Raw genomic sequence first — 22211 nt, 5'->3', positions numbered from 1 at the left:
CGGCCAAGTCTTACTAGACGATCCGTTCCGTCTTGTTTTTGGCTACGCCGCTGGTTAATCTGTGGTCGCGGCCTCCCCTCGAATGAGGTCCGACCGCACGGTCGGTCGCGGAAGGCGGCCCCATCGATGCCATGAAGGCGACCGCGGCCGCATGATGTTGCCAGGAGAAGAAAACCATGGGCAAGACGGATCCAGGTCGTGGTGCCGTGGATTGGCGCGAGCACTACGAGAGCCGGATGGTGACTCCGGAAGCGATCGTGGAGAAGGTCGCGTCGGGTGACCGGGTGTACATCGCCACGGGGCATGAGTGTCCCGCCCTCGTCGGTGCGCTCTTGGGGCGGGCATACGAACTCAAGGGCGTTCAGATCAGGCGGATCTCGTCGTTCTGGGAGGACTACGGGATCTTCACCGACGAATGGTCCTCGACGCTCCGGCTGAACGTGAGCTTCGCGACGCCGTCTTCTCGCTCCGCGATCGCGGAGGGCATCGTGGACTACACCGTCGTCGGCTTCGGCGACCTGCAACGGCACATCGACCAGGGCAGGTCAGGCAGCACCGGCTACGATCACTGCTGGTTCACCGCCACCCCGCCCGACGAGAACGGTTTCTGCAGTGTCGGGGCGGAGCTGTGGGACCTGAAGACCGGGATGGCGCATTCCAAGGTCAAAGCCGTCGGCATCAACAGCCACCTGCCTCGGACGTTCGGCGACACACTGGTCCACGTGTCCGAGATCGACTGCTTCTTCAACTACGACGAGCCTGCTGCCCACCGGATGCGTCGTGGCCCGGGTCCGGCCGCGAAGGCCATCGCTCAGCACGTGTCGACGCTTGTGTGCAGCGGAGACACCGTCGAGATCGGGGCGGGGACCACGACCTTCGCGCTGGCGGAGTTGGGAGCGTTCGACGGCAAGGAAGACATCGGCTTCTTCTCGGAGACGGCCGCGCCAGGGATCCTGGATCTCGTCAAGCGGGGGATCGTGACGTCGAAGCGCGCCACACTCCACCCCGGCAAGTTCGTGACGACCGGACTGACCGCGCTCGGGCCGGAGGACTGGGACTACGTCAACGAAAATCCCTTCTTCGAGTTCCACAATTACGACTATGTGCTGAATCCCACGGTGATCGCGCAGAACGACAATATGGTGGCCATCAACAATGCTCTGGCGATCGATCTGAAGGGACAGGTCGCCGTCTCGAGCATCGGTCCCAGGTTGCTCGCCGGCTCCGGGGGGCAACTGTCCTTCCACACAGGCGCCTTTCTGTCCAAGGGAGGCCGGGCCGTCACGGTGCTTCCGTCGACGACGTCCGAGGGGAGCGTGTCGCGGATCGTCCACCAGCACCCCCAGGGGCAAGTGGTGACGGTTCCGTGGGATCTCGCGGACACGGTCGTGACCGAGTACGGCGTGGCGGAACTTCTGGGGAAGACGATGCGGGAGCGGGCCGAGGCCTTGATCGCCATCGCTCACCCGGACCAGCGACCGGAGCTCGAGGAGGCGGCCCGAAACCTGTGAGTTCTGGCGACGTCCGGGCAGTCGGCGGGAAATGGTGAGGAGCACACCGTGTCGGAGCGTGATTTCCGGGACAAGACGGCGATTGCGGGAATCGGGTACAGCCGCAGCCTCGAGCAGCCCGGGGCGTTCTCGAAGAATTCGGGAGTCGACGTCCTGACCCTGGCCGTACGGGCGGCACGGGAAGCGTGCGCGGACGCGGGTATCGATCCGAAAGAGATCGACGGTGCAGTGATGTACGAGATCGGGAGCGACTCGATAGCGGTGCGCGCCGTCGTGTCGGCACTGGGTTGCGTGCGAAACTCCTATGTGTCGAGCCTCGTCGGCGGAGGTCCATTGGCCTCGCTCGCTGTCGTGCAGGCCGCCCAGGCGGTCCATCACGGCATCTGCAGCTACGTCCTCGTGTACCGGGCGATGAACGGTCGTTCCGAAGTCCGGATGGGGCAGTGGGGCTCGGGCTGGGGCTCGGGCTGGGGCTCGGGCTGGGGCAATCAGGGCGATCAGCGCGTCACAGCCGTACCGAGGATCGGCGGCGACGGCCAGTTCACCAGGGTCTATGGCCTGGCCGGCGCACCGTCGGAGTCGGCGTTCGAGGCGCGTCGCTATATGGAACTGCACGGCGTCACGAGCGCGGACTTCGCCGAGTGGGCCGTCGGAGCCCGCGCGAACGCCGTCGCCAATCCGCGAGCGGTCATGCGCAAGCCGATCACCGTCGAGGATCACCAGGCTTCACCTCTCATCACCGAGCCGTACCACCTCCTGGACTGTTGCCTCGAGACGGACGTCGCCTGCGCCTTGATCGTGACGACGGCCGAGCGCGCGCGAGATCTCAGGAAGCACCCTGTTCTGGTCTCGGCCGGGAGTGGCGGCCACCGTTCCGCGGACGAGATCGTCGATACCGGCATGAGGACGCTTGGCCCACGGCTGTTGAGCGCCGCGGGCGTCGAGCGCGGCGACGTCGACCTTTTCGAGGCGTACGACAACTTCACTGACATGCCGATGCGGATGCTCGAGGACATGGGTTGGTGCGCCCGCGGTGAGGCAAAGGACTTCGCAGGCGAGGGGCGGACGAGGCTGGACGGCGAACTGCCGATGAACACGCACGGTGGTCTCATGAACGAGGGCTACTGCCACGGGTTCAACAACGTGCTGGAGGCCGTGCAGCAGCTCCGCTGGGAAGCCGAGGACCTCTGCCCGGAATGGACGGCCGGCAAGCACACCTACGATCGGGCGATCTGTCGTCAGGTGCCGGAACCGGAGGTGGCACTGAACGCGAGCGTCGGCGGATTGAGCGGCCTCGTCATGAGAAGGGCCTGAACTTCCCTGTCGCCCTCGAGTACTGCGACAGCTGCGCTACTTCTTCCGGTGGTGTCCAACCTCTGCCGACTGACTATGGTCTCGATCCGAGACAAGGCGCCGTCAGGGAGAGGAGGATCCGCGCGGGCCTTGTCGTGGTGAACCCAGCAGGACCGGCACCGCGGCGGTCCTCCCCGCACACGTCGGTCCGCCGACTCAGCCCCCGTGAAGAGGAAGTTGACCATGCCCGATCACCCTTACGCCGGCTCCCGATCGTTGGGCGTCAGCGTCCTGGACCACGTCGCTGTACTCGAGATGCGCCGCCCACCAGCCAACTATTTCGACGAGGAGCTGATCGCGGCGTTGGCGGATGCCGCCGGCGCGTTCGATCGAGATCCCGCCTGCCGGGCGCTGGTGATCTGCTCGGCGGGTAGACACTTCTGTGCCGGCGCGGATTTCGGGGCGAACGGCGAGTTCGGCGCGGACCGGGCGAGAGCCGCTCGCCGGCTCTACGCGAGTGCTGTGCGCCTCTTCGCCCTCCGGAAGCCGATCGTCGCGGCAGTGCAGGGAGCGGCGGTCGGGGGCGGGCTGGGACTCGCGTGCGCCGCCGACTTCCGGGTCGCCGACGCGAACAGCAGATTCGTCGCCAACTTCGCGTGGCTCGGTATCCACCAGGGCTTCGGGCTCAGCGTCACGCTTCCCGAGATCGTCGGACGGCAGGCGGCCGCCGATCTGTTGTTGCGTGGTGCCACCGTGAAGGGAGGGGAGGCGGCAACGATCGGGCTCGTCGACAGGCTCGCCGAAGCGGGAGAGCAACGGGCGGTCGCGCTGGCCCTCGCCAGGGAGATCGCCACGTCGGCACCGCTCGCGGTGACGTCGATCCGAGAGACCTTACGCGCCGGGCTGGCCGACCGGGTGGGGATGGCGCTTGAGCGCGAACTCGCGGAGCAGACGCGGCTCTGGGAGACCTCGGACAGCGCCGAAGGCATCGCGGCCGGCATCGAGCGGCGGGAGCCGTCCTTCGTCGGTCGATGAAAGCACGATGCGCGCTCAGGTGAGAAAGCGACTTCGGTCCCTACGCTCCGGGCGTCGGGACCGAAATCACTTGATGCGCGGAGCCCGCGGTGAAACCGTCAGAACTCAATGGTCATCCCTTCGCCGCAGATCGGCCTGAGGGCACGGCCGAGGGCCTCGTGCGCCTCGGAGGTCTTCCAGCGCTCGAGGTCATCCGGCTCCAGATCGAGGATGAATCCCCAATCGGCGACGCTCGCCCCACCCTGCGCGAGATGGAGCCCAAGGCCATGCTGGTAATCGGCGAAAGGCCCGCTGGCCAACGACTTCTCGGCGACCTCGAGGAGGTTCTCGATCGCGGCGGAGTCGGTTTCGGGCCGCCACTTCGCGAGAAAGACGATCTTCACTGCTCCTCCTTCTCGAGGGCCCGCAACCACTCCAGATACTCGGCCGACAGATCACCTTCGGCGACTCGTTCGAAGTCGTCCGGGGCGGCGGGCCAGCCGAGGCCGTAGTTGATCTCGCCCTCGATGAGCGCCTGGTCGTCGTAGGGAATGAGGACGGCGCACCGGCGCCGCACCGCGTAGTAGCCCTGGGCGTCGGGGACGGTGTAGCCCTCGGCCTTGGCGGTGGCGGCAGGCCAGATTCTGGTCTCGGTGAGCTCGAGCGCGATCGTGTCGTCGTCGACCACGAGACGCTCGACCTTGTTCACCTGGTTCGTGATCGCACCGCCAGGCCGTGCGAAGGCCCCGGCGTATCCGGCGCGCACAGCGTCCGCGCCCTTTCGACCCACATCACCTGTTGGACCCCACGTGCTGAACTCCGGCTCGGCGGACATCGTCCGCATGACGCCGGCGAGATCCCCGAGCAGCACGGCCCGTACATGATCAATGAGCGTCTGGAGCATCTGCCGGTGACGGGGTTTGTCCAGTGCCGCGAGCCGTTCCTCGTAGTCCCGCAGGGCGATCGAGGGGTCGATGGACGGAAGTTGCCATCGGGGGGACACCGAGCCTCCATTGCTCTGGCAGATCGGCTGCCGCTGAGATTTCGGGGACGGGAACGATCTGGGTCTCCTAGGCCAGGAGTCGCTGGGACGCTTCCAGCGTGTTCCCGTCGGGATCCTCGAGCATCGCCACGCGGATGCCCGGGACCGGTTCGTGCGGGCCCTGCAGGACCCGGCCACCGCTCGCGGCCGCTCGCTCCACGACGTCGTCGACATCGTCGACACGGATGGTGAGGAAGCGCAGCCCCTCGATTCCGAAGAACGCGCCGGACCTTTTCTGTGGTTCAGGAGCCTCGTTGGGCACGAAGACCTTGAAGACGGTTTCGTATCCGGCCATGCAGTAGAGGCTCCCGGTGGGGAGCTCGACGGGAGGGAGCGGATCGAGGCGGAACACCGTCGCGAGGAAGTCGCGCAGGCCGGTGTCGCGGCTGACGAAGCCGATCTCGACCCGAGGTGGACTGGCAAGTTTGTCGCTCACGCGGGATTTCTCCTTTTACCGGGCGCTTGGCGCGGAGCGACCGATTGACAGGAAGGCCGCTTCGTTCTCAGGAGCACAGGAGTGCGAAGGTTTGTGTCAAGACACTACGTATCGTATCATGAGTGCTGCTGGGCAGGAACTCGCCGCGAACCGGGAAAGGAAGCGCGCTTCTCGATCGCTGATCGACGTCCGACTCCGCGGCTTCCTGTCGTCGTTTCGACTCCGTCCGCGGCAATGAATCGAAGGTGATCATCGGCTATGCACCTCGCGACCCTGGTCGAGATGATCGAGTCGGGCTACCCGGACCGCGTCCTGGTGGGAGGCGGTCCCGGAATGCCTCTCGATGGCTCCGATATCGGTGATACCGTCCGGCGCGGTGCGACGACCTTGGCTGGGTACAGCAGCGTGGTCTACGTAGGGGAGAACCAAGCGCGCCTGCCGTGTCTCGTGTTGTCGGCCGTATGGGCGGGAGTGCCGTTCGTTCCGCTGAACTACCGTCTCGAGGACTCGGCGCTCCAATGCCTCATCGCGGCCCAGGACAACTCGGTCGTGATCGCCGACCGAAGGTCCGCGTCGAGGCTGGGGCAACGGGCCACGATCATCGACGACTGGTTGCGTGGCCTGACCACTTCACCTCCTCGGCATGAGCCCGCGGACAACCCCGACGAGGTCGCGATCCTCCTGCATACGAGCGGCACCATTTCGGCGCCGAAGGCCGCGCTCCTGCGCCACCGTCACCTCATGGCCTATCTGCTCGGCTCGGTGGAATTCGGCAGCGCCGGCCCCGATGAGGCCGCCCTCGTGGCGGTGCCGCCGTACCATGTCGCGGGAATGGCGAACATGCTGTCGAACCTCTATGCCGGACGTCGCCTGGTCTACCTGCCGCGGTTCAGCGCCGAATCCTGGCTGAGGACCGCACGTGCCGAAGGGATCACGCACGCCATGGTGGTCCCCACCATGCTCGCGCGCATCGTGGACCATCTTGGGGGCGCCACGGCGGAGCTGCCGGCTCTGCGGTCGTTGTCCTATGGCGGTGCCAAGGTCTCCGAGCGGGTCATCCGGGACGCGCTCGCCGCATTCCCCGACACCGATTTCGTCAACGCGTATGGCCTCACCGAGACGGCATCCACGATCGCGGTCCTGGGCCCCGACGATCACCGCGCGGCGGTGGCGGCCGAAGCGCCGGAAATCGCGCGGCGCCTAGCGTCCGCGGGACGGGTGCTGCCAACCGTGGACGTTGAGATCCGCGACGAGGCGGGCGAGGCCGTGCCATTGGGTGTCCGAGGCATCCTTCACGTCCGGGGCGACCAGATCTCCGGCGAGTACGCGACCGGAAGCCTGTTGGACGCAGGTGGCTGGTTTTGTACCCGGGATCAGGCAATGGTCGACGAGGACGGCTTCCTCTTCATCGACGGTCGAGCCGACGACACCATCATCCGGGGAGGCGAGAACATCGCACCTGCGGAGATCGAGGAGGTTTTGCTCGGGCATCCGCTCGTTGCAGGGGCGTGCGTTGTCGGAATCCCGGACGAAGTCTGGGGTCAGCGGATCCTTGCGGCAGTTGTTCCAGCCTCCGGAGCGACACTGACCGCGGAGGAGATCCAGTCGACGGTGCGTGAGCGACTTCGTGGCTCGAAGACGCCCGATCTCGTCGTCTTCCGGGAGTCACTGCCTCACACCGAAACCGGCAAGCTGCTGCGACGCGTCGTCGCCGCGGAGGTCGCGGCGACGAAGCCCAGCCTCGTGCAGTCCTGAAACTGGCAAGGAGAAGTGGATTGTCCATCATCGTGAAGCCCGGGACCCGCCTCCACAGCGCGGTCTGTGACGGTCAACTGATCGTGGTCAGGGCCCCAACCGAACCCGTCGAACTCACAATCGGTGGAGTGCCTGCCCTCACCGCACCTGGCGACGCAGCGGAAAAGGCCCGCCAGGGCCACGATGGCGGCACGGCGGTCGGGAAACGTTACACCGACGGTGCCGCGGGGACGATCGAGCTGCTCTGCACGAAGCCTGGCGAGGGTGTCCCCGCGCTGGACGGCATCCTGTTGGAGATCAAGACGCCGAAGCCGCTGCCCGCAAGCGATTGACGGATTTTTGCCGGGAGGTGGGTTCGACATGGGCGGTTCCGGTGGCATTTCATTTCCACCCGATCGAACTGGCTCGACCTCGTCGAACTTTCTTCGCCGAGATCATCATGAAAGTGTTCCGCGAGGATATCCGACGATCAGCGCACATCAACGCGAGATTCGTAATGGGATCCACCAGTGTGGCCAGTCGGCCGATCGGTGGCACCCGCGTGGGCCAGGGGATGAGTTGTGCTTTGTGGACCGCACCGGCGGCCGGTGTGCGGGGGAGCGCAAGCAGGCATCGCCTGACAGACGATACGTACGTTTCGACCAGTGTAAATTCGGTTGCCTGGATGGGATCTGCTATGCGGGATGCGAATGGTTCAGGGGAGACCGAGACGGCCTGTGCGGTTGAGCGCACGATGCTGCTTCGAGGTGACGAGTCGCGGATCGATCCGGAGATCTTCAATCATCCCTACCCGTTCTACCGGGCGCTGCGCCGGCAGGCGCCGGTCTACTACGACGCAAAGCTCGACACGTACATCGTGACGCGGTTCGACGACATTGCCGCGATCATGAAGGACAATGAGACATTCTCGCTGGCGGGGGCGTTTGAAGGAACGTACGCGAGCGGGCGCCAGGACGAGTTCTACGAGATCATGCGGCGGGAGGGTGGCGGTGTGTTCGCCGCTCCGAGGGACCCGCCCGAGCACACTCGGATTCGTCGGTTGATGCTTCCGCTGTTCACCACGCGGCGGGTGAAAGCGTTGGAGGACAGGACTCGCCAGATCGTCATCGAGTTGATCGAGCCGCTCGTCGAGCGAGGGTATGCCGATGGTATCAAGGAAATCGGCGTTCCGATGACCGCACGGATCATGTGCGAGCAGCTCGGACTGGACTTCGGCGAAGTCGGTGCGGAGCGGTTCGCGCAGTGGAGTCGCGTTGCGCTGGCTCAGATGGGTCGGCGGCAGTCGTACGAACAGATGCTTGAGAATGCTCGGATCCTGGCGGGGAAGCAGCGGCTGATCATCGACACGATCAAGGCGCGCACGGAGGCGCCGTGCGATGACATGATCTCGCAGTTGGTCAATGCGCGGATTGACGATGACGAGCGACCCGAGCTCGAGTTCGGTGAGATCGTCGCGATCGTCTCGGCGCTCATGGTTGCTGGCGCGGACACGACGGCGGCGGCGCTGGCGAACCTGATGCTGTCGTTGGCCACCGAACCCAAGCTGGTGCCACGGCTGCGCGAGGCGGCTGAGGATGATCGTTTGATCTCCCGGTTCGTGGAAGAGACGCTGCGCCTTCATCCGCCGAGCCACGGCCTGTGGCGATCCCCGAGGCGCGATGTCGAGATCGGCGGTGTCACCATCCCCAGCGGCTCCCAGGTCTGCGTGATGTTCGCTTCGGCCAACGACGACGAGACCCATTTCCGGTGTCCGCGGAATCTGGATGTCGACCGCGGCAACACGCTGAGCCACCTCACCTTCGGCATGGGCATCCACCGATGCGTCGGTGCTCCGCTCGCGCGAATGGAGATCAAGGTGGCGGCTGGAGAGATCATCCGTCGCCTCGACGGCATTACACTCGCAATACCGGTCGAAAAGCTCACCTACGTGGACACCCTCGTGACGCAGACGCTCGAACGTCTGCCGCTCACATTCAGTCGCCGATCTGCCGGTACTCCTTCTGGTTCGTAGAACCACGTCAACGTTCACCTGGCCATCGGCACATCCACGACTGAGGAAACGGAGATCAAGACTGTGAAAGTGACGGTGGACTGGGATGCGTGTGCGTCGACAGGGAGTTGCGTGCAGATCTGCCCGGACGTGTTCACACTCGACCCCGACGGTCGGTTGCAAGTGCTCGCAGAGCCGGACGAGTCGCTTCGGCCCGAGGTCGCCGAGGCGGCCGACATGTGCCCGAACGCTGCCATCACGCTGGACGAATAGGCGCCCGGGCCCATCACGCGTCATCGGCGGGGACAGGAGACCGCGATGGCGGTGATCGGCATGGACGAGCTTCGGGAGCTGGGCCGTGAGCTGTCCAACTGGGGACGATGGGGCGACAGCGACGAGCGTGGGGCCCTGAATCTGATCACTCCGCAGCGGGTGGCGGAGGCGGCCGCCGAGGTTCGCCGCGGTGTCTCGTTCCGGCTGTCGATGCCTGTCGACGAAACTGGTCTTTTCGACCAGCGGGCCACAGGACGGTTCAACCCTATCCGGAAGATGATCGGTTACCGCGGTGACAATGCGCGGGGTGATTATGTCGAAGACGTTCGCTTCGCGGAGGACATGCTCATCATCGGTAACCACATGGCGACACACGTCGATGCTCTTTCACACGCATGGTATGACGACCGTATCTACAATGGGTACGAGGCGGCCACGTCCGTCACGCGATGGGGCGCGCACCGGTGCGCGATCGACACGCTCGCGGACGGCGTCATGTCGCGCGGGCTGTTGCTCGATCTTCCACGGCATCGCGGGATGTCCTGCCTCCTGCCCGGAACTCGGATCGGCCCTGCGGAGCTCGAGGCCGTGGCGGTAACTGAAAACGTCGAGCCCCGTCCGGGCGACATCCTGCTCGTCAGGACGGGCACCTACCCTCGGCAACGCCGCGGGCTGGACGTCGGGCCGGGTGAGCAACCAGGGCTCACCTGGGAATGCGCCAGATGGCTGCGTGAGCATGACATCGCCGCGGTGTGTGCCGACAACCAGGCGGTCGAAGTGGTGCGAGCCAACGGCGACGGTCCGTTGCTGCCGTTTCACATGCTGGTCCTGCGGGACATGGGAGTGCTGCTGGGGGAATTGTTCGACTTCGAGGACCTGGCTGCCGCTTGCGCCGCCGACGGGGTCTACTCGTGCATGTTCTTCGCATCGCCGTTGAACATGCCAGGTGGTACGGGATCACCGGTGAATCCGGTCGCGGTCAAATGACCGAGGGCCAGCCCGTCCACCGTCACTTCGCCTTGGGAGGGAATCCGATGTCCATTCTCAGTGGAGCCTATGACATTCGTTTCCAGCGGCTGGCGGATCTGATGCGATCCAATATCGAGAGTGGTCGCGATCTCGGCGCGGCGGTCGCTGTCACGGTGGACGGGCGGCCCGTGGTGGACGTTTGGGGCGGCTGGGCAGACAGGGCGCGCCGTCGCCCGTGGATGGCCGACACACTCGTGTTGGTGATGTCGGTGACCAAGGCTCTCACGGGAATCTGCGGCAACCGGTGTATCGAACGTGGCCTGCTGGATCCCGACGCTCCGGTGAGCGCCTATTGGCCGGAGTTCGCGGCTCGCGGCAAGGCGCCGGTGCTCGTCAAGCACGTGTTCGATCACCGTGCCGGTTTGCCCGAGGTGCCGCTCGAACTCGACCGGTGGGGCGACTGGGACGGCGTCTGTGCAGCTCTTGCTTCGTCACCGCCGATGTGGGAGCCGGGCACCGCGCACGCGTACCACGCGATCACCTACGGCTGGCTCGTCGGCGAGCTGATCCGGCGCGTCACCGGCCGTCGACCGAACGACGTCCTCCAGGACGAGGTCTGCAAGCCGCTGGGGGTGGAGGCGTGGATCGGCGCTCCGGACACCGTCCATGACCGTCTCGCGGAGGTCGCACCTGCTCAGCCGATCGTCATGGACCGGCGATGGGAGATTCCGGCGGCGAACGGCTTCAGTAATGCGCGTTCCGTGGCGTGCGTTTTGGGTGTGCTGGCGTGTGGCGGTCGACTCGGCGACGTCCTTCTTCTCGACCGGCAGACGATCGACGACGCCACCGCCGACTTCGTGACCGGACCGTGGCACGGTGGGGAATCCCACGCCGTTCTTTCCAAGATCCGCTTTGCGCGCGGCTTTCAACTCAACTCCGAGTACATGCACATGGGGCCCAACTCTCGCGCGTTCGGGCACGCCGGCGGGGGTGGCGCCATGGCGTGGGCTGACCCGGACCGTCGCGTGAGCTTTGCCTATACGCCGAATCTGTACGAGATGGACGTGGAGCGCCTGTACGAGCGTGCGAACGAAATGTCGCGGTGCGTGGTCGAGTGCCTGGGGTGAGCGGATGGCGTTGCCCCGACCGCTGCGGCGACGCCCGGCTCACGTTCTGTACTGGCACCTGCCTCGAGCGATCACGACGCGGTCGCCGACAGCCGTGGTGAACACGGCCTGACCGGGCTCCGTCATCCAGACGCGTACCGTGAGTGCCTCACCCGGAAGCACCGCGCTGCTGAACCGGCCTTCCATGTGCGCGAAGCGCGAGCTGATGCCGTCGCAGAGCATGTGCAGGAGCGCGCGGCCGGTGAAGCCGAAGGTGCACAATCCGTGGAGAATCGGGCGTTCGAAGCCCGCCTCCGTCGCGAGGGCGGGATCGCTGTGCAGGCGAGTGCGGTCCCCGGTCAGCCGGTACAGCAGGGCCTGGTTGGGTGACGTCGGGTAGGTGATCTCGTGGTCGGGATCGCGCGCCGGCGGAATGTTGCGATTGCCGCTGGGGCCGCGCCGGCCGCCCCATCCGCCTCCGCCGCGGACGAACAGCGAGGTCCGGCGCGAGAACAGCAGCGCACCGTCGCTGTTGTCGGTCGCCACGCCCTCGAGCACGGCGACGGCGTCCTTGCCCTTGTCGTACATCGCACTGACGGTGTTCTGGATGGTGACATCGCCGTCGACGGGCAGCGGCTTGTGCAAGGTGATCGTCTGTGCGCCGTGCAGGGCCTTGGTCAGCGGAAAGTCGCCGAAGGACGGAAGCCTCGATTCGGGTCCATGACCGGCGACCAAGGCGAAGGTCGGAAAAACCTGCTGTTTTAAACCCTGCGTGTTCTCGGTGGTGTAGGCGAGTTCGTTGACGCCGGCGCCGATGCACAGGGCATACAGCAAAGCGTCCCTGCCGCCCCACGTGGCCCGATAGGGCTCGGCCGACGCGCCGACGGCGCTGGGATCCAAGGGCATCGCGATCCTCCCGGGACTTCTACAGGACAGCGCCGGTCACCTTGAGGTCGACGATGGCATTCCAGCCCAACCCCAACTCACCGAGGATCTCGTCGGTCTGTTCACCGGCTTCGGGCGCGCGGTGAATCTCCGGGACGGATTCGTCGAACTGCACCGGATTCCGAACGATGGGTGTCAGTTCGCCGGAGCGGTCGAGGTAAGCGATGTAGTCGTTGGCTGTGACTTGAGGGTCGTCGCACACCTCGATGCCCTTTTGAACGACCTCCCAACCTCGGTCGAACACGCTGAGGTTTTCCACCCACTCCGCGCAGGTGCGGCTGGCGAACTCCTTGTCGAGGCTGGCGATCGCCTCGACTCGATTGGCGTGCAGCGCCGCGGGATCGGCGAAGCGGGGATCCGTCGCAAGATCTCCTCGTCCGATCGCGGTCATTACCTTGGCCCAGTAGCCGAGCTGTGTGAAGCCCAACTGAATCACTCGGCCATCCGCCGTCCGATAATGGTTGAGAATCGGGTTCGGTGTGTTCTCACGGGTGATCGGCTCGGGCGGCTCGCCAAGGATCTGCCGTCTCGAGATCTCGCCCGACATGCCGTAAATGCCCTCACCGAACAGTGAGACGTCGACAACGGAAGCCTCGCCGGTTCGCTCGCGTTGGACAAGTGCCGCGGCGATCCCCCCGGCGAGAGTCTGGCCTGCCACGAGATCGCCCGCCGAGGGCGCGATGATCGGTGCCATCACCTTTTCCGGAGGCTGGGAATAGTAGTGCGCCGCTCCGGAGCGAGCCCAGTACGCGGTGGCTTCGACAGCGCCTTTTTCGGCTTCAGGCCCATTTGGACCGTAGCCACTGCCCCTCGCGTAGATGATCGACGGATTGGCCGACCGGATATCCGCAAGATCCACGCCGGCACGCTGTCGTGCCGCCGGGAGCCAGCTCGTCATGAAAACGTCGGCATTGCGGCAAAGGTCCAGCAAGACCTGACGCCCGCGAGGGTGCTTCACATCAAGGCCGAGGGAACGCTTGTTGTGGTTCATCCGGTCCATGCCGTCCGTTCGGGGCCGCCCACGGCGATCTCGCACGATCATCCCGCGCATGGGGTCGCCGCCCTGGGGATTCTCGACCTTGATGACGTTGGCGCCCCATTCGGCCAGGACCGCCGCGGCACTGGGCACGAAGACCCAGCTGCCGAGTTCGATTACCCGTATTCCACGAAGTGGCAGTGTCATGATTCCCTCTGCATTGTATCTGTCGGCCGATGAATCAACCGTTTCACCGGTGACCGGCCGCCCCGCACATCAGACCTGGAGAAGGCTGTCGCCGAGCTCCTCGAGCTGGATCTCGGTCGTCCCGGCGCCGATGGTGATCGACGGCCCGGAGAGGAACGCGTTGTGCCATAGCTGTTCCTCTGCCTCCGCATGCCCGGGGACGAGCATGCCGCCCGCGCCGAGGACGTCACAGGCGAGCATTCCGAGCATCCTGCCGTGACGTTCGAGAAGGATCTTCCGCGCCCGCTCGGCGAGGCCGGTATCCCTGCCGAGGCTCCGTGACTCGGCAATCGAGATCGCCATCATCCGGAGGATCTCGCTGTCGAGGTAGGCCTCTACCAGGCGGGGCCGGACGAGCGGGTCGACCTGCCCGGCGCGCCGCGCGCAATGCTCAACGAGGTCACGTGCCGTCGGTCCGTTCCCGAACGCCGCACCTCTCGCCGTGGACACGCGCTCGAAGTGGTGGCGCGACTCGGCGACCGCCAAGCCTTGGTCCTGCTCACCGACGAGGTTGGCTACCGGGATCTCGACATTGTCGAAGGACAGCTCGTTGAAACGGTACCCGCCCGCCAGGTCCCGCACGGGACGAACCGAGAGCCCCGGGGAGTCCATGGGGCAGATCAGGTACGACAGCCCGTCGCGGTCTCCCGGTTGTCCGTTCGTGCGAACGAGCAGGCCGCCGAGAACGGCCGCCTGAGCCAACGGAGCCCACAGCTTCCAGCCGTTGACGACGAAGACGCTGCCGCGGCGTTCCGCGCGGGTCCGGATCGCGGACAGGTCCGTACCCACGTCCGGCTCGCTGTAGAGCCGGCACCACAGCTCCTCGCCGGAGAGCATCGGCGGTAGGTAGCGCGCCTGTTGTTCGGGGGTACCGCCGAGCAGCAGGCTCGGTCCGGTGAAGAGGATGCCGTTCGGATTGAGCGGAACGGCGATCCCGGCACGCTGCAGCTCATCCTCGATGATCAGCTGCGACTCGGGGTCCGCGTCCCGCCCCCAGGGAACCGGCCACTGGGGCGCGACGAGTCCGGCATCGGCGAGGGTGCGGGGGGACGGGTCCGGATGGTCGGCGATCCAGGCCCGCACGGCCTGTCGACGGGGGTCTTCGTCCTTCACCGGGATCGCATTGGTCATCGACAGCAATCCTCCATCCCGTCGCCACCCCTCGGAGCCGGTCTGACCGGCAATCTAGCACAGAAGCGCGACGATCCGTATCGTCTTGTGTGATCGATGTCCGTCCGCTACAGTCCGTGTTGCGACCGGCCGTCGCCTGCTGGGCCTGTCGGCCGGACGCGCGGCCTAAAGCTCTGTGAAGGTGGGCAATGGCGACCGATTCCTACGACTTCCTCCTCGCCGAGGCGGACTCGGAGACACAGCCATGGTGGGACGCCGTCCGGCGGCACGAGCTGGTGATACAGGCCTGCGCCGGGTGTGGCGCGCTTCGCCACCCGCCGCGGTCGGTGTGCGCCGAATGCGGCTCGGAACAGCGAGAATGGCGCCGCATGAGCGGCACCGGCACGATCTACTCCTTCGTCGTCGTCCATCGGCCAACGCTGCCGATGTGGCGGGATTCGGTTCCGTACAACGTCGTCATGGTCGCTCTCGACGACGCTCCGCACATCCGGTTGCACGGCAACGTCGTCGGTATCGCGGAGCCGGAGCTGTCGATCGGTATGAAGGTCGTCGCGACCTTCGATGAGGTCACGGAAAGCGATACGCTGCTCCGCTGGAAGCCTGCGCCGCCTCGTGGCGGCAACCTCTAGATCTGTGGTCGCGCCGGCTTCAACCGCTCGCATCTGGAGAACGAATGTATTCAAGGGAGAATCCCCCGACGACCAACGAGCTTCTCGACTTCTACATCAAGCTCTCGAATCGCGGTCGCTGGGGCGACGACGACGAGCTGGGCACCCTCAACCTGATCACGCCCGAGGCGCGGCGGCGCGGGGCGTCAGCGGTGCGGCACGGGGTCAGCGTGTCGTGTTCATGGGAGGTGCCGACGGGCGCCGGCGGGATCGATCGGGAGACCGAGGTCAGGCGGTTTCCGCCGGACGAGCATCCATGGGGAGGTGTGAACGAGCACGTTCGCTTCGACTGCCACGACGCGATCTTCACCCACCTGGACGCGCTGTGTCACATCTTCTGGGCCGGCGAGATGTACAACGGCCGTGTCGGGCGCGACGCGGTGACCGTCTCGGACGGTGCTGCCTTCGGCGCGGTCACGGCGGCCGCAGGTGGCCTCGTGACCCGAGGCGTGCTGCTCGACATCCCAGCCGTCCGGGGCGTCGACTGGCTGGAGATGGGGGAGGCGGTCTTCCCGGAAGATCTGGCCGCGGCCGAGCGGCGGCAGGGTGTCCGTGTCGCGCCGGGCGATGCGGTTCTGCTGCGGACCGGATATGACCGCCGCCGGCACGAGACCGGCAAGATGCTCACCGGGGAGACCGGCCAGCCGGGGTGGCACGCCGCTTGCCTGCCCTGGATGCGGGAGCGCGATGTCGCCTATGTCGGCTGCGACACCGGCCAGGATGTGATTCCGTCCGGCTATCCGACGATATTCCTCCCCATTCATACCTGTGCCCAGGTTGCGCTGGGGATGTGGCTCGTGGATCACTGCGATCTCTACGAGTGTGCGCGAACCGCGGAGCGGCTCCAGCAATGGGACTTTCTGTTGTCCGTGTCGCCGGTTCGTTTCCAGGCCGCGTCGGGCAGCCCCGTCAATCCCATCGCGACTTTCTAGTGCCGTGCCGACGGGGGTTTCGGCGTCCCGAACAGGCAACTCGCGTGCGTGGGCAGGCAACTCGCGTGCCCAGGCCGCGACCCGATGTCAGCGGGTCGCGGTGTGAACTGTCCGGAGTTCACGGCGGAGGATCTTGCCACTCGCGGTTTTCGGCAGACTGTCGACCAGTTCGACGTGCCGCGGGTACTTGTAGGCGGCCATCCGCGTCTTCGCGAACGCGATGACATCGTCGGGATTCAACCGGCTTCCGGCGCGCAGGACGACGAAGGCCTTGACCGACTCGCCCCGATAGGCGTCCGCGACGCCGACGACAGCGGCCTCGCGGATGTCGGGATGCTGAAGCAGGAACTCCTCGACCTCGCGCGGCCAGACCTTGTAACCCGACGCGTTGATCATGTCCTTGAGGCGGTCGATGACGAAGAACCACCCGTCATGATCCCGCGTGGCGACGTCGCCGGTCCGGAAGTAGCCGTCGTGGAATGCCTGGGTGGTTGCCTCGGGGAGGCCCCAGTACCCCTTCATGACCATGGGGCCCTTGATCCACAGCTCTCCCTGCTCGCCGGGCTGGACATCGACACCCGACTCAGCGCTTACGAGGCGCGCCTCGACACCGGGGAGAGGCAGGCCCACGGACATCGCCCCGGACTCCGCGTCGATCGGTCCGTCTCCGTCCAGGGGGACCGCGTGGGTCGGGCCGGTCGTCTCGGTCAGGCCGTAGACGTTGCGGATGCCTCGCCCGGTCAGCCTGCGCCACTGCTGGTCGATCGCCGCCGTGACCGGGGCGCCGCCGCTGTAAACCTTCGTCAGGGATGCCAGCGTACTGCGGTGCGCGTTCGGGTGATTCACCAACGCCTGGAACGCGGTGGTCGCCATGATGGTGAAGGTCGGCCGATGGGTGGCGATCTCCTCGATGCAGACGCCTGGCTCGAACCGGTGGAAGAGCACCAGCGACATGCCGGAACGATAGGCGAGGGCCAGGCCCGCGATCAGCCCGGTCACGTGGAAGATCGGCGCTCCGCCGAGGAAGACGTCGTTCTCGTCGATCGACATCCAGGTCCGGTAGACCTCGGCGCTATACGCCACGTTGCGGTGTGTCGCCGCGACACCCTTGGGGCGTCCTGACGTGCCGGACGTGTAGCAGATGAGGGCGACGTCGTCGAGAGCACCGAACTCGTGCTGGGCCTCCGCGTCGGCGTGTTCGCGCACCACGGTCCGCAGCGACTCGACGCATATGCCCTCGACCGCCCCGGCGGAGGGTGCCGGAGCTGGGTTCTGCCCAGTCCAGTCGTCCGGCCCAGTCACCAGCACCGTATGGACGGGGGTGTGGTCGACGATCTCCCGGGCGACCTCCTGCCACAGGCCGTCGAGCGCGACCAGCGCTGTCGCACCGGAGTCGACGAGGATGTGCTCGAGCTCCTGCCCGCGCAGCATCGGGTTGATCGAGACGCAGACGGCCCCCGCCTTCCAGCCCGCGAGCTGCGCGATCGCGAAGTCGGGATCGTTTTGCAGGAAGAGCGCGATGCGGTTTCCGCGGGTCACCCCACGGACTCGCAGCGCCGCGGCCAAAGCGGTGCTGAGCCTGTCGACCTCCGCGAAAGTCAGCGTTCGATCGAAGTAGCGAATGAAGGGATGCGACGGCAGCCGGGCGGTGGTCGTCAGGAAACTCTCGAGGGGAGTAACCTCCGCCGGAAGGTCCGGGGCCGGCATGGGCTGTGTATTCGTCATGCGCCTCTCCGCGATGGGGGTCGAAACGAACGGTGGCAACGAGAGCTGGGCTCGGTTATCAGGTTTCACATGGCGGTGCGGAGCCGCGGCAGGAATCGGCCGGTCCGGGCGTGATAGCGCGCGTACACTTCCCCTCCGCCTCGGGAAAACAAGGGCTCGCACACTCGGCGGGACTCGACGTGACCGGCCGCGATGATCAGTGCTGACCCCAGGGCCCCGACAGCGGTCGGTGCCGCGAGGACGATTGCGACGCTCACGAGCATGGTGCCGGTCAGGACGGGTTGCCGGACTCGCGCGTAGGGACCGGTGGTGGCCAGAATCGGACTGGCGCCCCTGCGGTGGGCAAGATTCATCTGTGCGAGGGCGGCCGCGATTATCCCAAGCCCTAGGAGCCCGACACCGGCCCCGGCCGCGACGATGCCAGGTGACGCGACGAATGTGGCGACCGGCTGCACCACGCCGGTAGCGAGAAGGAGCGGCCCGATGAAGCTGCACAGGAAGGCAACAACGAACAGGACTCGCGACCACCACGCCGCGGAACCGGGTGTCGAGCGCCCGGACACCCGGTGGCGACCGACATGCGCACATCGACGTCCGGCGCCCACAAGGACACAGGCGGCCAGAGCCAGGCCGAATGCCAGCCAGACACCGGGATGACGGTCCCCCACGGCGACGAACTGCCAGACGCTTCGCCCCGTGAACCGGGTGACCGCGTCGCACAGCAGTACCACGCCGAACACCGCGAACAGCAGGGCGGCACCATAGCGGATCACCTCGGCTCGCATGCGGTTACCGATCTGCCGGCCGAGCAGGATCGCCAGCGCATCGGCGGCGACCATGCCGGCTGTCGAGCCGAGCCACACGCCGAACCAGTTGTTCTGGGTGGCCAGAGTGACCGTGGCCAGCATCGTTTTGTCGCCGAGCTCGGCGAGGAAGAATGCCGCGGAGGCAGCGATCACCGCTGATTTGGCTCCACGGTTGAACTTGTTCTGCTCCTGTTCCGTGAGCGAATCACCTTTCAGGGTCCACGCGGCGAACCCGAGGAAAGCCACCGCCGCGGCCACCGCGATCCATGACGTGGGCAGCGCGGTGCCCAGACCGAGGCCGACCGCAACGGATATCAGGTGCACGACCGAGGTCGCGATCGTGATACCGGCCAGAACTGGAAGGGCCCGATAGCGCGTCGAGAACGTCAACGCTATGAGTTGTGACTTGTCGCCCAGCTCGGCGACGAAGATGACGCCGAAGTCGACGAGGATCCCGCTCAGCACCTCGGGCATACACACCCCTTGTTTTCGAACACCTTCGCCAGGGCTTCCCGGCGGTCGGCGGTCAGCCCATGATCACCGGACGACCGCCCGCTACAGCGTCCAGCCTCCGTCGACGACGAGTGTCTGTCCCGTGATCAGGGACGCCGCAGGGGAGAGGAGGAAGATCGCCGGACGCGAGATCTCCTCGACGGTGGCCGCCCGCCCTCGGAGCACCGCGCGCTTCTTCACCTCAGCGGCGAGCTCGGGCCTCTCGTCCATGGCTCGGATGCCCAGCGGGGTCGCGGTGACCGTCGGGGCGAGCGCATTGACCCTGATTCCGTAAGGCGCCCATTCCGCGGCGAGTGACCGGCAAAGGTGGTTGACTCCCGCCTTGGCCGCACTGTAGGGAGCACGGCCGGGCGCAGCCGCTACGGCCGCCTGGCTGGTGACGTTGACGATCGACCCGGCGATGCCGGAGTCGATCATCGATCGCGCGGCGAAGACACTGGACCAGTAGACCGTTTTCAGATTGAGTGCGAACAGCGCGTCGACCTCCGACTCGGAGTAGTCGATCGCATCGCGAAGACGATTGACACCGGCGTTGTTGACCACCGCGTCGATGCGCGAGAACTTCTTTTGCGTGAAGTCGTACAGGTCCTTGATGCCGTCGAGAGTGCTGAGGTCGGTAACGAGCGACCCGCTTGGCGTGCCGAGGGGTTCGATCTCGGCCAGCAGAGAGTCGAGGTCACTTTGGGTACGGCTGCAGCCGACGACCGTCGCGCCGGAGCGAGCCGCGTCGAGCGCGATGCCCCGGCCGATTCCCTTGCCGGCTCCGGTGACGACGACGACCTGGCCCTCCAAGCTGAATTCCGCGATGCCCGCCATGCTGTCTCCTGCTCCGAAAGCGCCGGGCCTGACCGAGCGGCCCCAGACGACGCTCACCTGACTGAAGAGGGTCAGCGGATCGCGGCCGGCCCTGTGCCTCCGATAGACTAGACGATACGATCCGTGTTGTCACGCACCGGCGGGTGGCGGAGAACTGTCGCGGCGGCATGTGGCAGCGGGTCCACGGTCGCAGTTCCCGCTCGCTGGTGTCGACCTCTGACGCTTGGTGGAAAAGAGGGACTCGATGGCTCGATCTCGGCACACGCTCGACCCGGCGCAGAGCGCCTTGCTGGTCATGGACCTCCAACCCTTCAAACTCGGCCCTCTTCCGAACAGCGAAGATCTCCTGAAGCGAGTCGCGGCGGCCGTCGAGACCGCGCGGGACATGTCGGTCCAGGTCGCCTACGTCCGGGCCGCGTACAGCAACCTGGACTACGCGACCGTGCCCGACACGAACCGACGCCTGCTGCCGGCGATCAAGGAGCGTGTCCTGCATGTCGACGCGGCGAATTCGGGCATCCACGAGAGCGTCGCGCCGCAGGATGGCGACATCGTCGAGCGCAAGACCCGGGTGGGGTCCTTCATCACGACGCGTTTGGACGAAGAACTCACCAATCAGGGCATCATCAACCTGATCCTGGCCGGCATCTACACCAGCAGCACCGTCCTCTCGACCGTGCGGGATGCGGCCGACCGGGACTACCAGCTCTACCTGCTCGCGGACTGTGTCGCAGACCCGGATGCCGAGGTCCACGAGTTCCTTGTGCGTAAGGTTCTGTCGACGCAAGCGAAGATCATTACCACTGACGACCTCGGTGGCCTGATCAGACCGGCGCCGCGCAGGCGAACACGAGCGGGTCACTGAGGCGCGTCGAAGCGGTACCGGGCTGTCCGCGAAAAGCGGTAGCCCGGTGACCGGTTCCGAGTTTCGGCGATGGTCGTCGGCCACGCCGTGACGCGGCTGGGTTCAGAGAACCAGCCAGGGCGTGATGATGCTGCCGGTCCCGTCCGGGACGGCGAGCGGCAGTGCGGCGATGGCCGCTGTTCGCCGCCCCAACCTGCTCATCAGCGGGGCCGCAGAGGACATCTCGCAGTTGTCGATCAACACGAGACCGGCGGCGGGCAGTAGCCGATGAACGCTGCCCCTGGCCTCGGAACCGGCGTCCGGGTCGTCGACCGCGTCGAGAAAGTCCCACGCGACCATGGAGATCTGGTGCTCCACGATCCAACGGGCAGCCCCTCGCCCCGCGCCCGGCTTCATCGCGGAGACGCCCGCGCCGTGGCCTCGCTCGTGGCCCGGCTCGTGGCCCAGCGTATTGCCCTCCGCTTCCCAGCGATCGCGTCCCATGTAGAGCACCAGGGCGTCGCCCGGCTGGATATCGACACCGGACAGGGCCCCGTCGATATCCGCGCCGGTAACCGGCTCGTTTTCGGAGACCCACGCTGTGCCCCGCACGGCGGGGATGTCCGCGAAGAGGGCCCTGGTGAACAGGCACCGGCCCGCGAGATCGACGATGGTGGGAGGCGCGTCGGCGACTGACCGTCCACCATAGAAATCGCCGTTCGACGCCAGGTGGTTCAGCGCGTCCATGTGCGTTTTGCGGTAGCCGTGGCAGGTCGAATCGATGCGGTCCAAACCGAATGTCCCGGTAGCGTCGAAGGTGGTTTCCACGTGAAATCCCGGGCCTTCGACCAGTGGGCGCGCCAGGCTGACGGCCTCCCCGGTCTTGATCGACCCCGCGGCGCGAAGCCTGGCGGCCGTATCGATGTAGTTGGCGGTGCCCAATCGGTCGGCGGGGCCGAACCGTACGCGCGTTTCGTCGGTCACCTCCGACAGCCACCGGTGGAACTCCGCCACTTCGTCGATCTTGCTTGCTTCTGTCACGGGCCTCACCCTGGTCCAGTTGTCAATACGGTGCGTTTCGACTATCTCATAGGGCCGCGGATCGCGTCCCCTCACGGAGGTGATCGATCTCGGCGCCGTTCAGGTCGGACGCGCGCAGGTTCTTGTCCGGGTTCCATGGCATCTTCACTCCGCGTCGCCGACCGATGTCCCTCGGCGCC

At 66.2% G+C, this 22211-nt stretch carries 22 protein-coding genes; 12 read left to right on the top strand and 10 right to left on the bottom strand.

Going from position 1 to position 22211, the window contains the following annotated elements; translation table 11 throughout:
• Window positions 1-176 precede the first annotated feature (176 nt).
• The 3 genes from VJT49_RS18210 to VJT49_RS18200 all read left to right on the top strand — a co-directional run bounded on the left by VJT49_RS18210 (window position 177) and on the right by VJT49_RS18200 (window position 3839).
• Window positions 177-1511, top strand: coding sequence for an acetyl-CoA hydrolase/transferase family protein (locus tag VJT49_RS18210; RefSeq protein ID WP_324166038.1), 1335 nt, complete (start codon window positions 177-179; stop codon window positions 1509-1511).
• Window positions 1512-1559: 48 nt separating this feature from the next.
• Complete coding sequence (locus VJT49_RS18205; RefSeq protein WP_324166037.1) at window positions 1560-2825, top strand: thiolase C-terminal domain-containing protein; 1266 nt, start codon at window positions 1560-1562, stop codon at window positions 2823-2825.
• 222 nt (window positions 2826-3047) lie between these two features.
• Window positions 3048-3839, top strand: a complete 792-nt coding sequence (locus VJT49_RS18200; RefSeq protein WP_324166036.1) for an enoyl-CoA hydratase/isomerase family protein — start codon at window positions 3048-3050, stop codon at window positions 3837-3839.
• A gap of 98 nt (window positions 3840-3937) precedes the next feature.
• Here the strand turns inward: VJT49_RS18200 and VJT49_RS18195 are convergent, their stop codons facing one another.
• From VJT49_RS18195 to VJT49_RS18185, 3 genes are all read right to left on the bottom strand, one after another.
• The gene (locus VJT49_RS18195; protein WP_324166035.1) at window positions 3938-4222 is read right to left on the bottom strand and encodes a hypothetical protein; all 285 of its coding nucleotides are present in this window, start codon (window positions 4220-4222) and stop codon (window positions 3938-3940) included.
• Window positions 4219-4821 carry a hypothetical protein gene (locus VJT49_RS18190; RefSeq protein WP_324166034.1) on the bottom strand — a complete coding sequence of 201 codons (603 nt, stop codon included), beginning with the start codon at window positions 4819-4821 and terminating at the stop codon, window positions 4219-4221. The genes VJT49_RS18195 and VJT49_RS18190 overlap by 4 nt, the downstream gene beginning before the upstream one ends.
• A 67-nt stretch (window positions 4822-4888) precedes the next feature.
• Window positions 4889-5296, bottom strand: a complete 408-nt coding sequence (locus tag VJT49_RS18185; RefSeq protein WP_324166033.1) for a VOC family protein — start codon at window positions 5294-5296, stop codon at window positions 4889-4891.
• 258 nt (window positions 5297-5554) lie between these two features.
• Between VJT49_RS18185 and VJT49_RS18180 the strand changes: the two genes are divergently transcribed.
• The 6 genes from VJT49_RS18180 to VJT49_RS18155 all read left to right on the top strand — a co-directional run bounded on the left by VJT49_RS18180 (window position 5555) and on the right by VJT49_RS18155 (window position 11410).
• The gene (locus tag VJT49_RS18180; protein ID WP_324166032.1) at window positions 5555-7051 is read left to right on the top strand and encodes a long-chain fatty acid--CoA ligase; all 1497 of its coding nucleotides are present in this window, start codon (window positions 5555-5557) and stop codon (window positions 7049-7051) included.
• 128 nt (window positions 7052-7179) lie between these two features.
• Window positions 7180-7383, top strand: coding sequence for a hypothetical protein (locus VJT49_RS18175; RefSeq protein ID WP_324166031.1), 204 nt, complete (start codon window positions 7180-7182; stop codon window positions 7381-7383).
• A gap of 17 nt (window positions 7384-7400) precedes the next feature.
• Window positions 7401-9062 (top strand): cytochrome P450, encoded by a 1662-nt coding sequence (locus VJT49_RS18170; protein WP_324166030.1) that lies wholly within the window; start codon window positions 7401-7403, stop codon window positions 9060-9062.
• 63 nt (window positions 9063-9125) lie between these two features.
• Window positions 9126-9314, top strand: coding sequence for a ferredoxin (locus VJT49_RS18165; protein WP_324166029.1), 189 nt, complete (start codon window positions 9126-9128; stop codon window positions 9312-9314).
• Window positions 9315-9359: 45 nt separating this feature from the next.
• Entirely contained in the window at window positions 9360-10301 is a 942-nt protein-coding gene (locus tag VJT49_RS18160; protein ID WP_324166028.1) for a cyclase family protein, read from the top strand.
• A gap of 47 nt (window positions 10302-10348) precedes the next feature.
• A complete protein-coding gene (locus VJT49_RS18155; protein WP_324166027.1) occupies window positions 10349-11410 on the top strand; it encodes a serine hydrolase domain-containing protein in 1062 nt (353 codons plus the stop codon).
• Between the two features lie 39 nt (window positions 11411-11449).
• Here VJT49_RS18155 and VJT49_RS18150 read toward each other — a convergent pair whose 3' ends face one another.
• The 3 genes from VJT49_RS18150 to VJT49_RS18140 all read right to left on the bottom strand — a co-directional run bounded on the left by VJT49_RS18150 (window position 11450) and on the right by VJT49_RS18140 (window position 14687).
• Window positions 11450-12295: a MaoC/PaaZ C-terminal domain-containing protein gene (locus VJT49_RS18150; RefSeq protein WP_324166026.1), complete on the bottom strand. Its 846-nt coding sequence runs from the start codon at window positions 12293-12295 to the stop codon at window positions 11450-11452.
• A gap of 19 nt (window positions 12296-12314) precedes the next feature.
• On the bottom strand, window positions 12315-13517 hold the full coding sequence (locus tag VJT49_RS18145) for a CoA transferase (protein WP_324166025.1): 1203 nt from the start codon (window positions 13515-13517) through the stop codon (window positions 12315-12317).
• A gap of 69 nt (window positions 13518-13586) precedes the next feature.
• On the bottom strand, window positions 13587-14687 hold the full coding sequence (locus tag VJT49_RS18140; protein WP_324166024.1) for an acyl-CoA dehydrogenase family protein: 1101 nt from the start codon (window positions 14685-14687) through the stop codon (window positions 13587-13589).
• 188 nt (window positions 14688-14875) lie between these two features.
• On the opposite strand from VJT49_RS18140, the gene VJT49_RS18135 reads away from it, so the two are divergent.
• Together VJT49_RS18135 and VJT49_RS18130 are read left to right on the top strand one after the other, a co-directional pair.
• Window positions 14876-15316, top strand: coding sequence for a Zn-ribbon domain-containing OB-fold protein (locus VJT49_RS18135; protein WP_324166023.1), 441 nt, complete (start codon window positions 14876-14878; stop codon window positions 15314-15316).
• 44 nt (window positions 15317-15360) lie between these two features.
• Window positions 15361-16287 (top strand): cyclase family protein, encoded by a 927-nt coding sequence (locus tag VJT49_RS18130; RefSeq protein WP_324166022.1) that lies wholly within the window; start codon window positions 15361-15363, stop codon window positions 16285-16287.
• 87 nt (window positions 16288-16374) lie between these two features.
• On the opposite strand, the gene VJT49_RS18125 is transcribed toward VJT49_RS18130, so the two are convergent.
• The 3 genes from VJT49_RS18125 to VJT49_RS18115 all read right to left on the bottom strand — a co-directional run bounded on the left by VJT49_RS18125 (window position 16375) and on the right by VJT49_RS18115 (window position 20147).
• Window positions 16375-18012: a class I adenylate-forming enzyme family protein gene (locus VJT49_RS18125; RefSeq protein ID WP_324166021.1), complete on the bottom strand. Its 1638-nt coding sequence runs from the start codon at window positions 18010-18012 to the stop codon at window positions 16375-16377.
• Window positions 18013-18077: 65 nt separating this feature from the next.
• Complete coding sequence (locus VJT49_RS18120) at window positions 18078-19292, bottom strand: TMEM165/GDT1 family protein (protein WP_324166020.1); 1215 nt, start codon at window positions 19290-19292, stop codon at window positions 18078-18080.
• 81 nt (window positions 19293-19373) lie between these two features.
• Window positions 19374-20147: an SDR family oxidoreductase gene (locus VJT49_RS18115; protein WP_324166019.1), complete on the bottom strand. Its 774-nt coding sequence runs from the start codon at window positions 20145-20147 to the stop codon at window positions 19374-19376.
• Window positions 20148-20391: 244 nt separating this feature from the next.
• Here VJT49_RS18115 and VJT49_RS18110 point away from each other — a divergent pair, with 244 nt between their 5' ends.
• Window positions 20392-21012 (top strand): cysteine hydrolase, encoded by a 621-nt coding sequence (locus tag VJT49_RS18110; RefSeq protein ID WP_324166018.1) that lies wholly within the window; start codon window positions 20392-20394, stop codon window positions 21010-21012.
• A gap of 102 nt (window positions 21013-21114) precedes the next feature.
• On the opposite strand, the gene VJT49_RS18105 is transcribed toward VJT49_RS18110, so the two are convergent.
• Entirely contained in the window at window positions 21115-22032 is a 918-nt protein-coding gene (locus tag VJT49_RS18105) for a cyclase family protein (RefSeq protein ID WP_324166017.1), read from the bottom strand.
• Between the last annotated feature and the right edge of the window lie 179 nt (window positions 22033-22211).

Origin of the sequence: Amycolatopsis sp. (genome assembly GCF_035276945.1) — a bacterium.
Lineage (GTDB): Bacteria > Actinomycetota > Actinomycetes > Mycobacteriales > Pseudonocardiaceae > Amycolatopsis_E.
This window is presented reverse-complemented; position numbering and strand designations above follow the sequence as displayed.

Coding starts and splice junctions, on each gene's coding strand:
- VJT49_RS18110 (WP_324166018.1), top strand. CDS start 20,392: ATGGCTCGATCTCGGCACACGCTCGACCCGGCGCAGAGCGCCTTGCTG.
- VJT49_RS18125 (WP_324166021.1), bottom strand. CDS start 18,012: ATGACGAATACACAGCCCATGCCGGCCCCGGACCTTCCGGCGGAGGTT.
- VJT49_RS18140 (WP_324166024.1), bottom strand. CDS start 14,687: ATGACCAATGCGATCCCGGTGAAGGACGAAGACCCCCGTCGACAGGCC.
- VJT49_RS18130 (WP_324166022.1), top strand. CDS start 15,361: ATGTATTCAAGGGAGAATCCCCCGACGACCAACGAGCTTCTCGACTTC.
- VJT49_RS18145 (WP_324166025.1), bottom strand. CDS start 13,517: ATGACACTGCCACTTCGTGGAATACGGGTAATCGAACTCGGCAGCTGG.
- VJT49_RS18155 (WP_324166027.1), top strand. CDS start 10,349: ATGTCCATTCTCAGTGGAGCCTATGACATTCGTTTCCAGCGGCTGGCG.
- VJT49_RS18135 (WP_324166023.1), top strand. CDS start 14,876: ATGGCGACCGATTCCTACGACTTCCTCCTCGCCGAGGCGGACTCGGAG.
- VJT49_RS18120 (WP_324166020.1), bottom strand. CDS start 19,292: ATGCCCGAGGTGCTGAGCGGGATCCTCGTCGACTTCGGCGTCATCTTC.
- VJT49_RS18210 (WP_324166038.1), top strand. CDS start 177: ATGGGCAAGACGGATCCAGGTCGTGGTGCCGTGGATTGGCGCGAGCAC.
- VJT49_RS18150 (WP_324166026.1), bottom strand. CDS start 12,295: ATGCCCTTGGATCCCAGCGCCGTCGGCGCGTCGGCCGAGCCCTATCGG.
- VJT49_RS18180 (WP_324166032.1), top strand. CDS start 5,555: ATGCACCTCGCGACCCTGGTCGAGATGATCGAGTCGGGCTACCCGGAC.
- VJT49_RS18115 (WP_324166019.1), bottom strand. CDS start 20,147: ATGGCGGGCATCGCGGAATTCAGCTTGGAGGGCCAGGTCGTCGTCGTC.
- VJT49_RS18160 (WP_324166028.1), top strand. CDS start 9,360: ATGGCGGTGATCGGCATGGACGAGCTTCGGGAGCTGGGCCGTGAGCTG.
- VJT49_RS18200 (WP_324166036.1), top strand. CDS start 3,048: ATGCCCGATCACCCTTACGCCGGCTCCCGATCGTTGGGCGTCAGCGTC.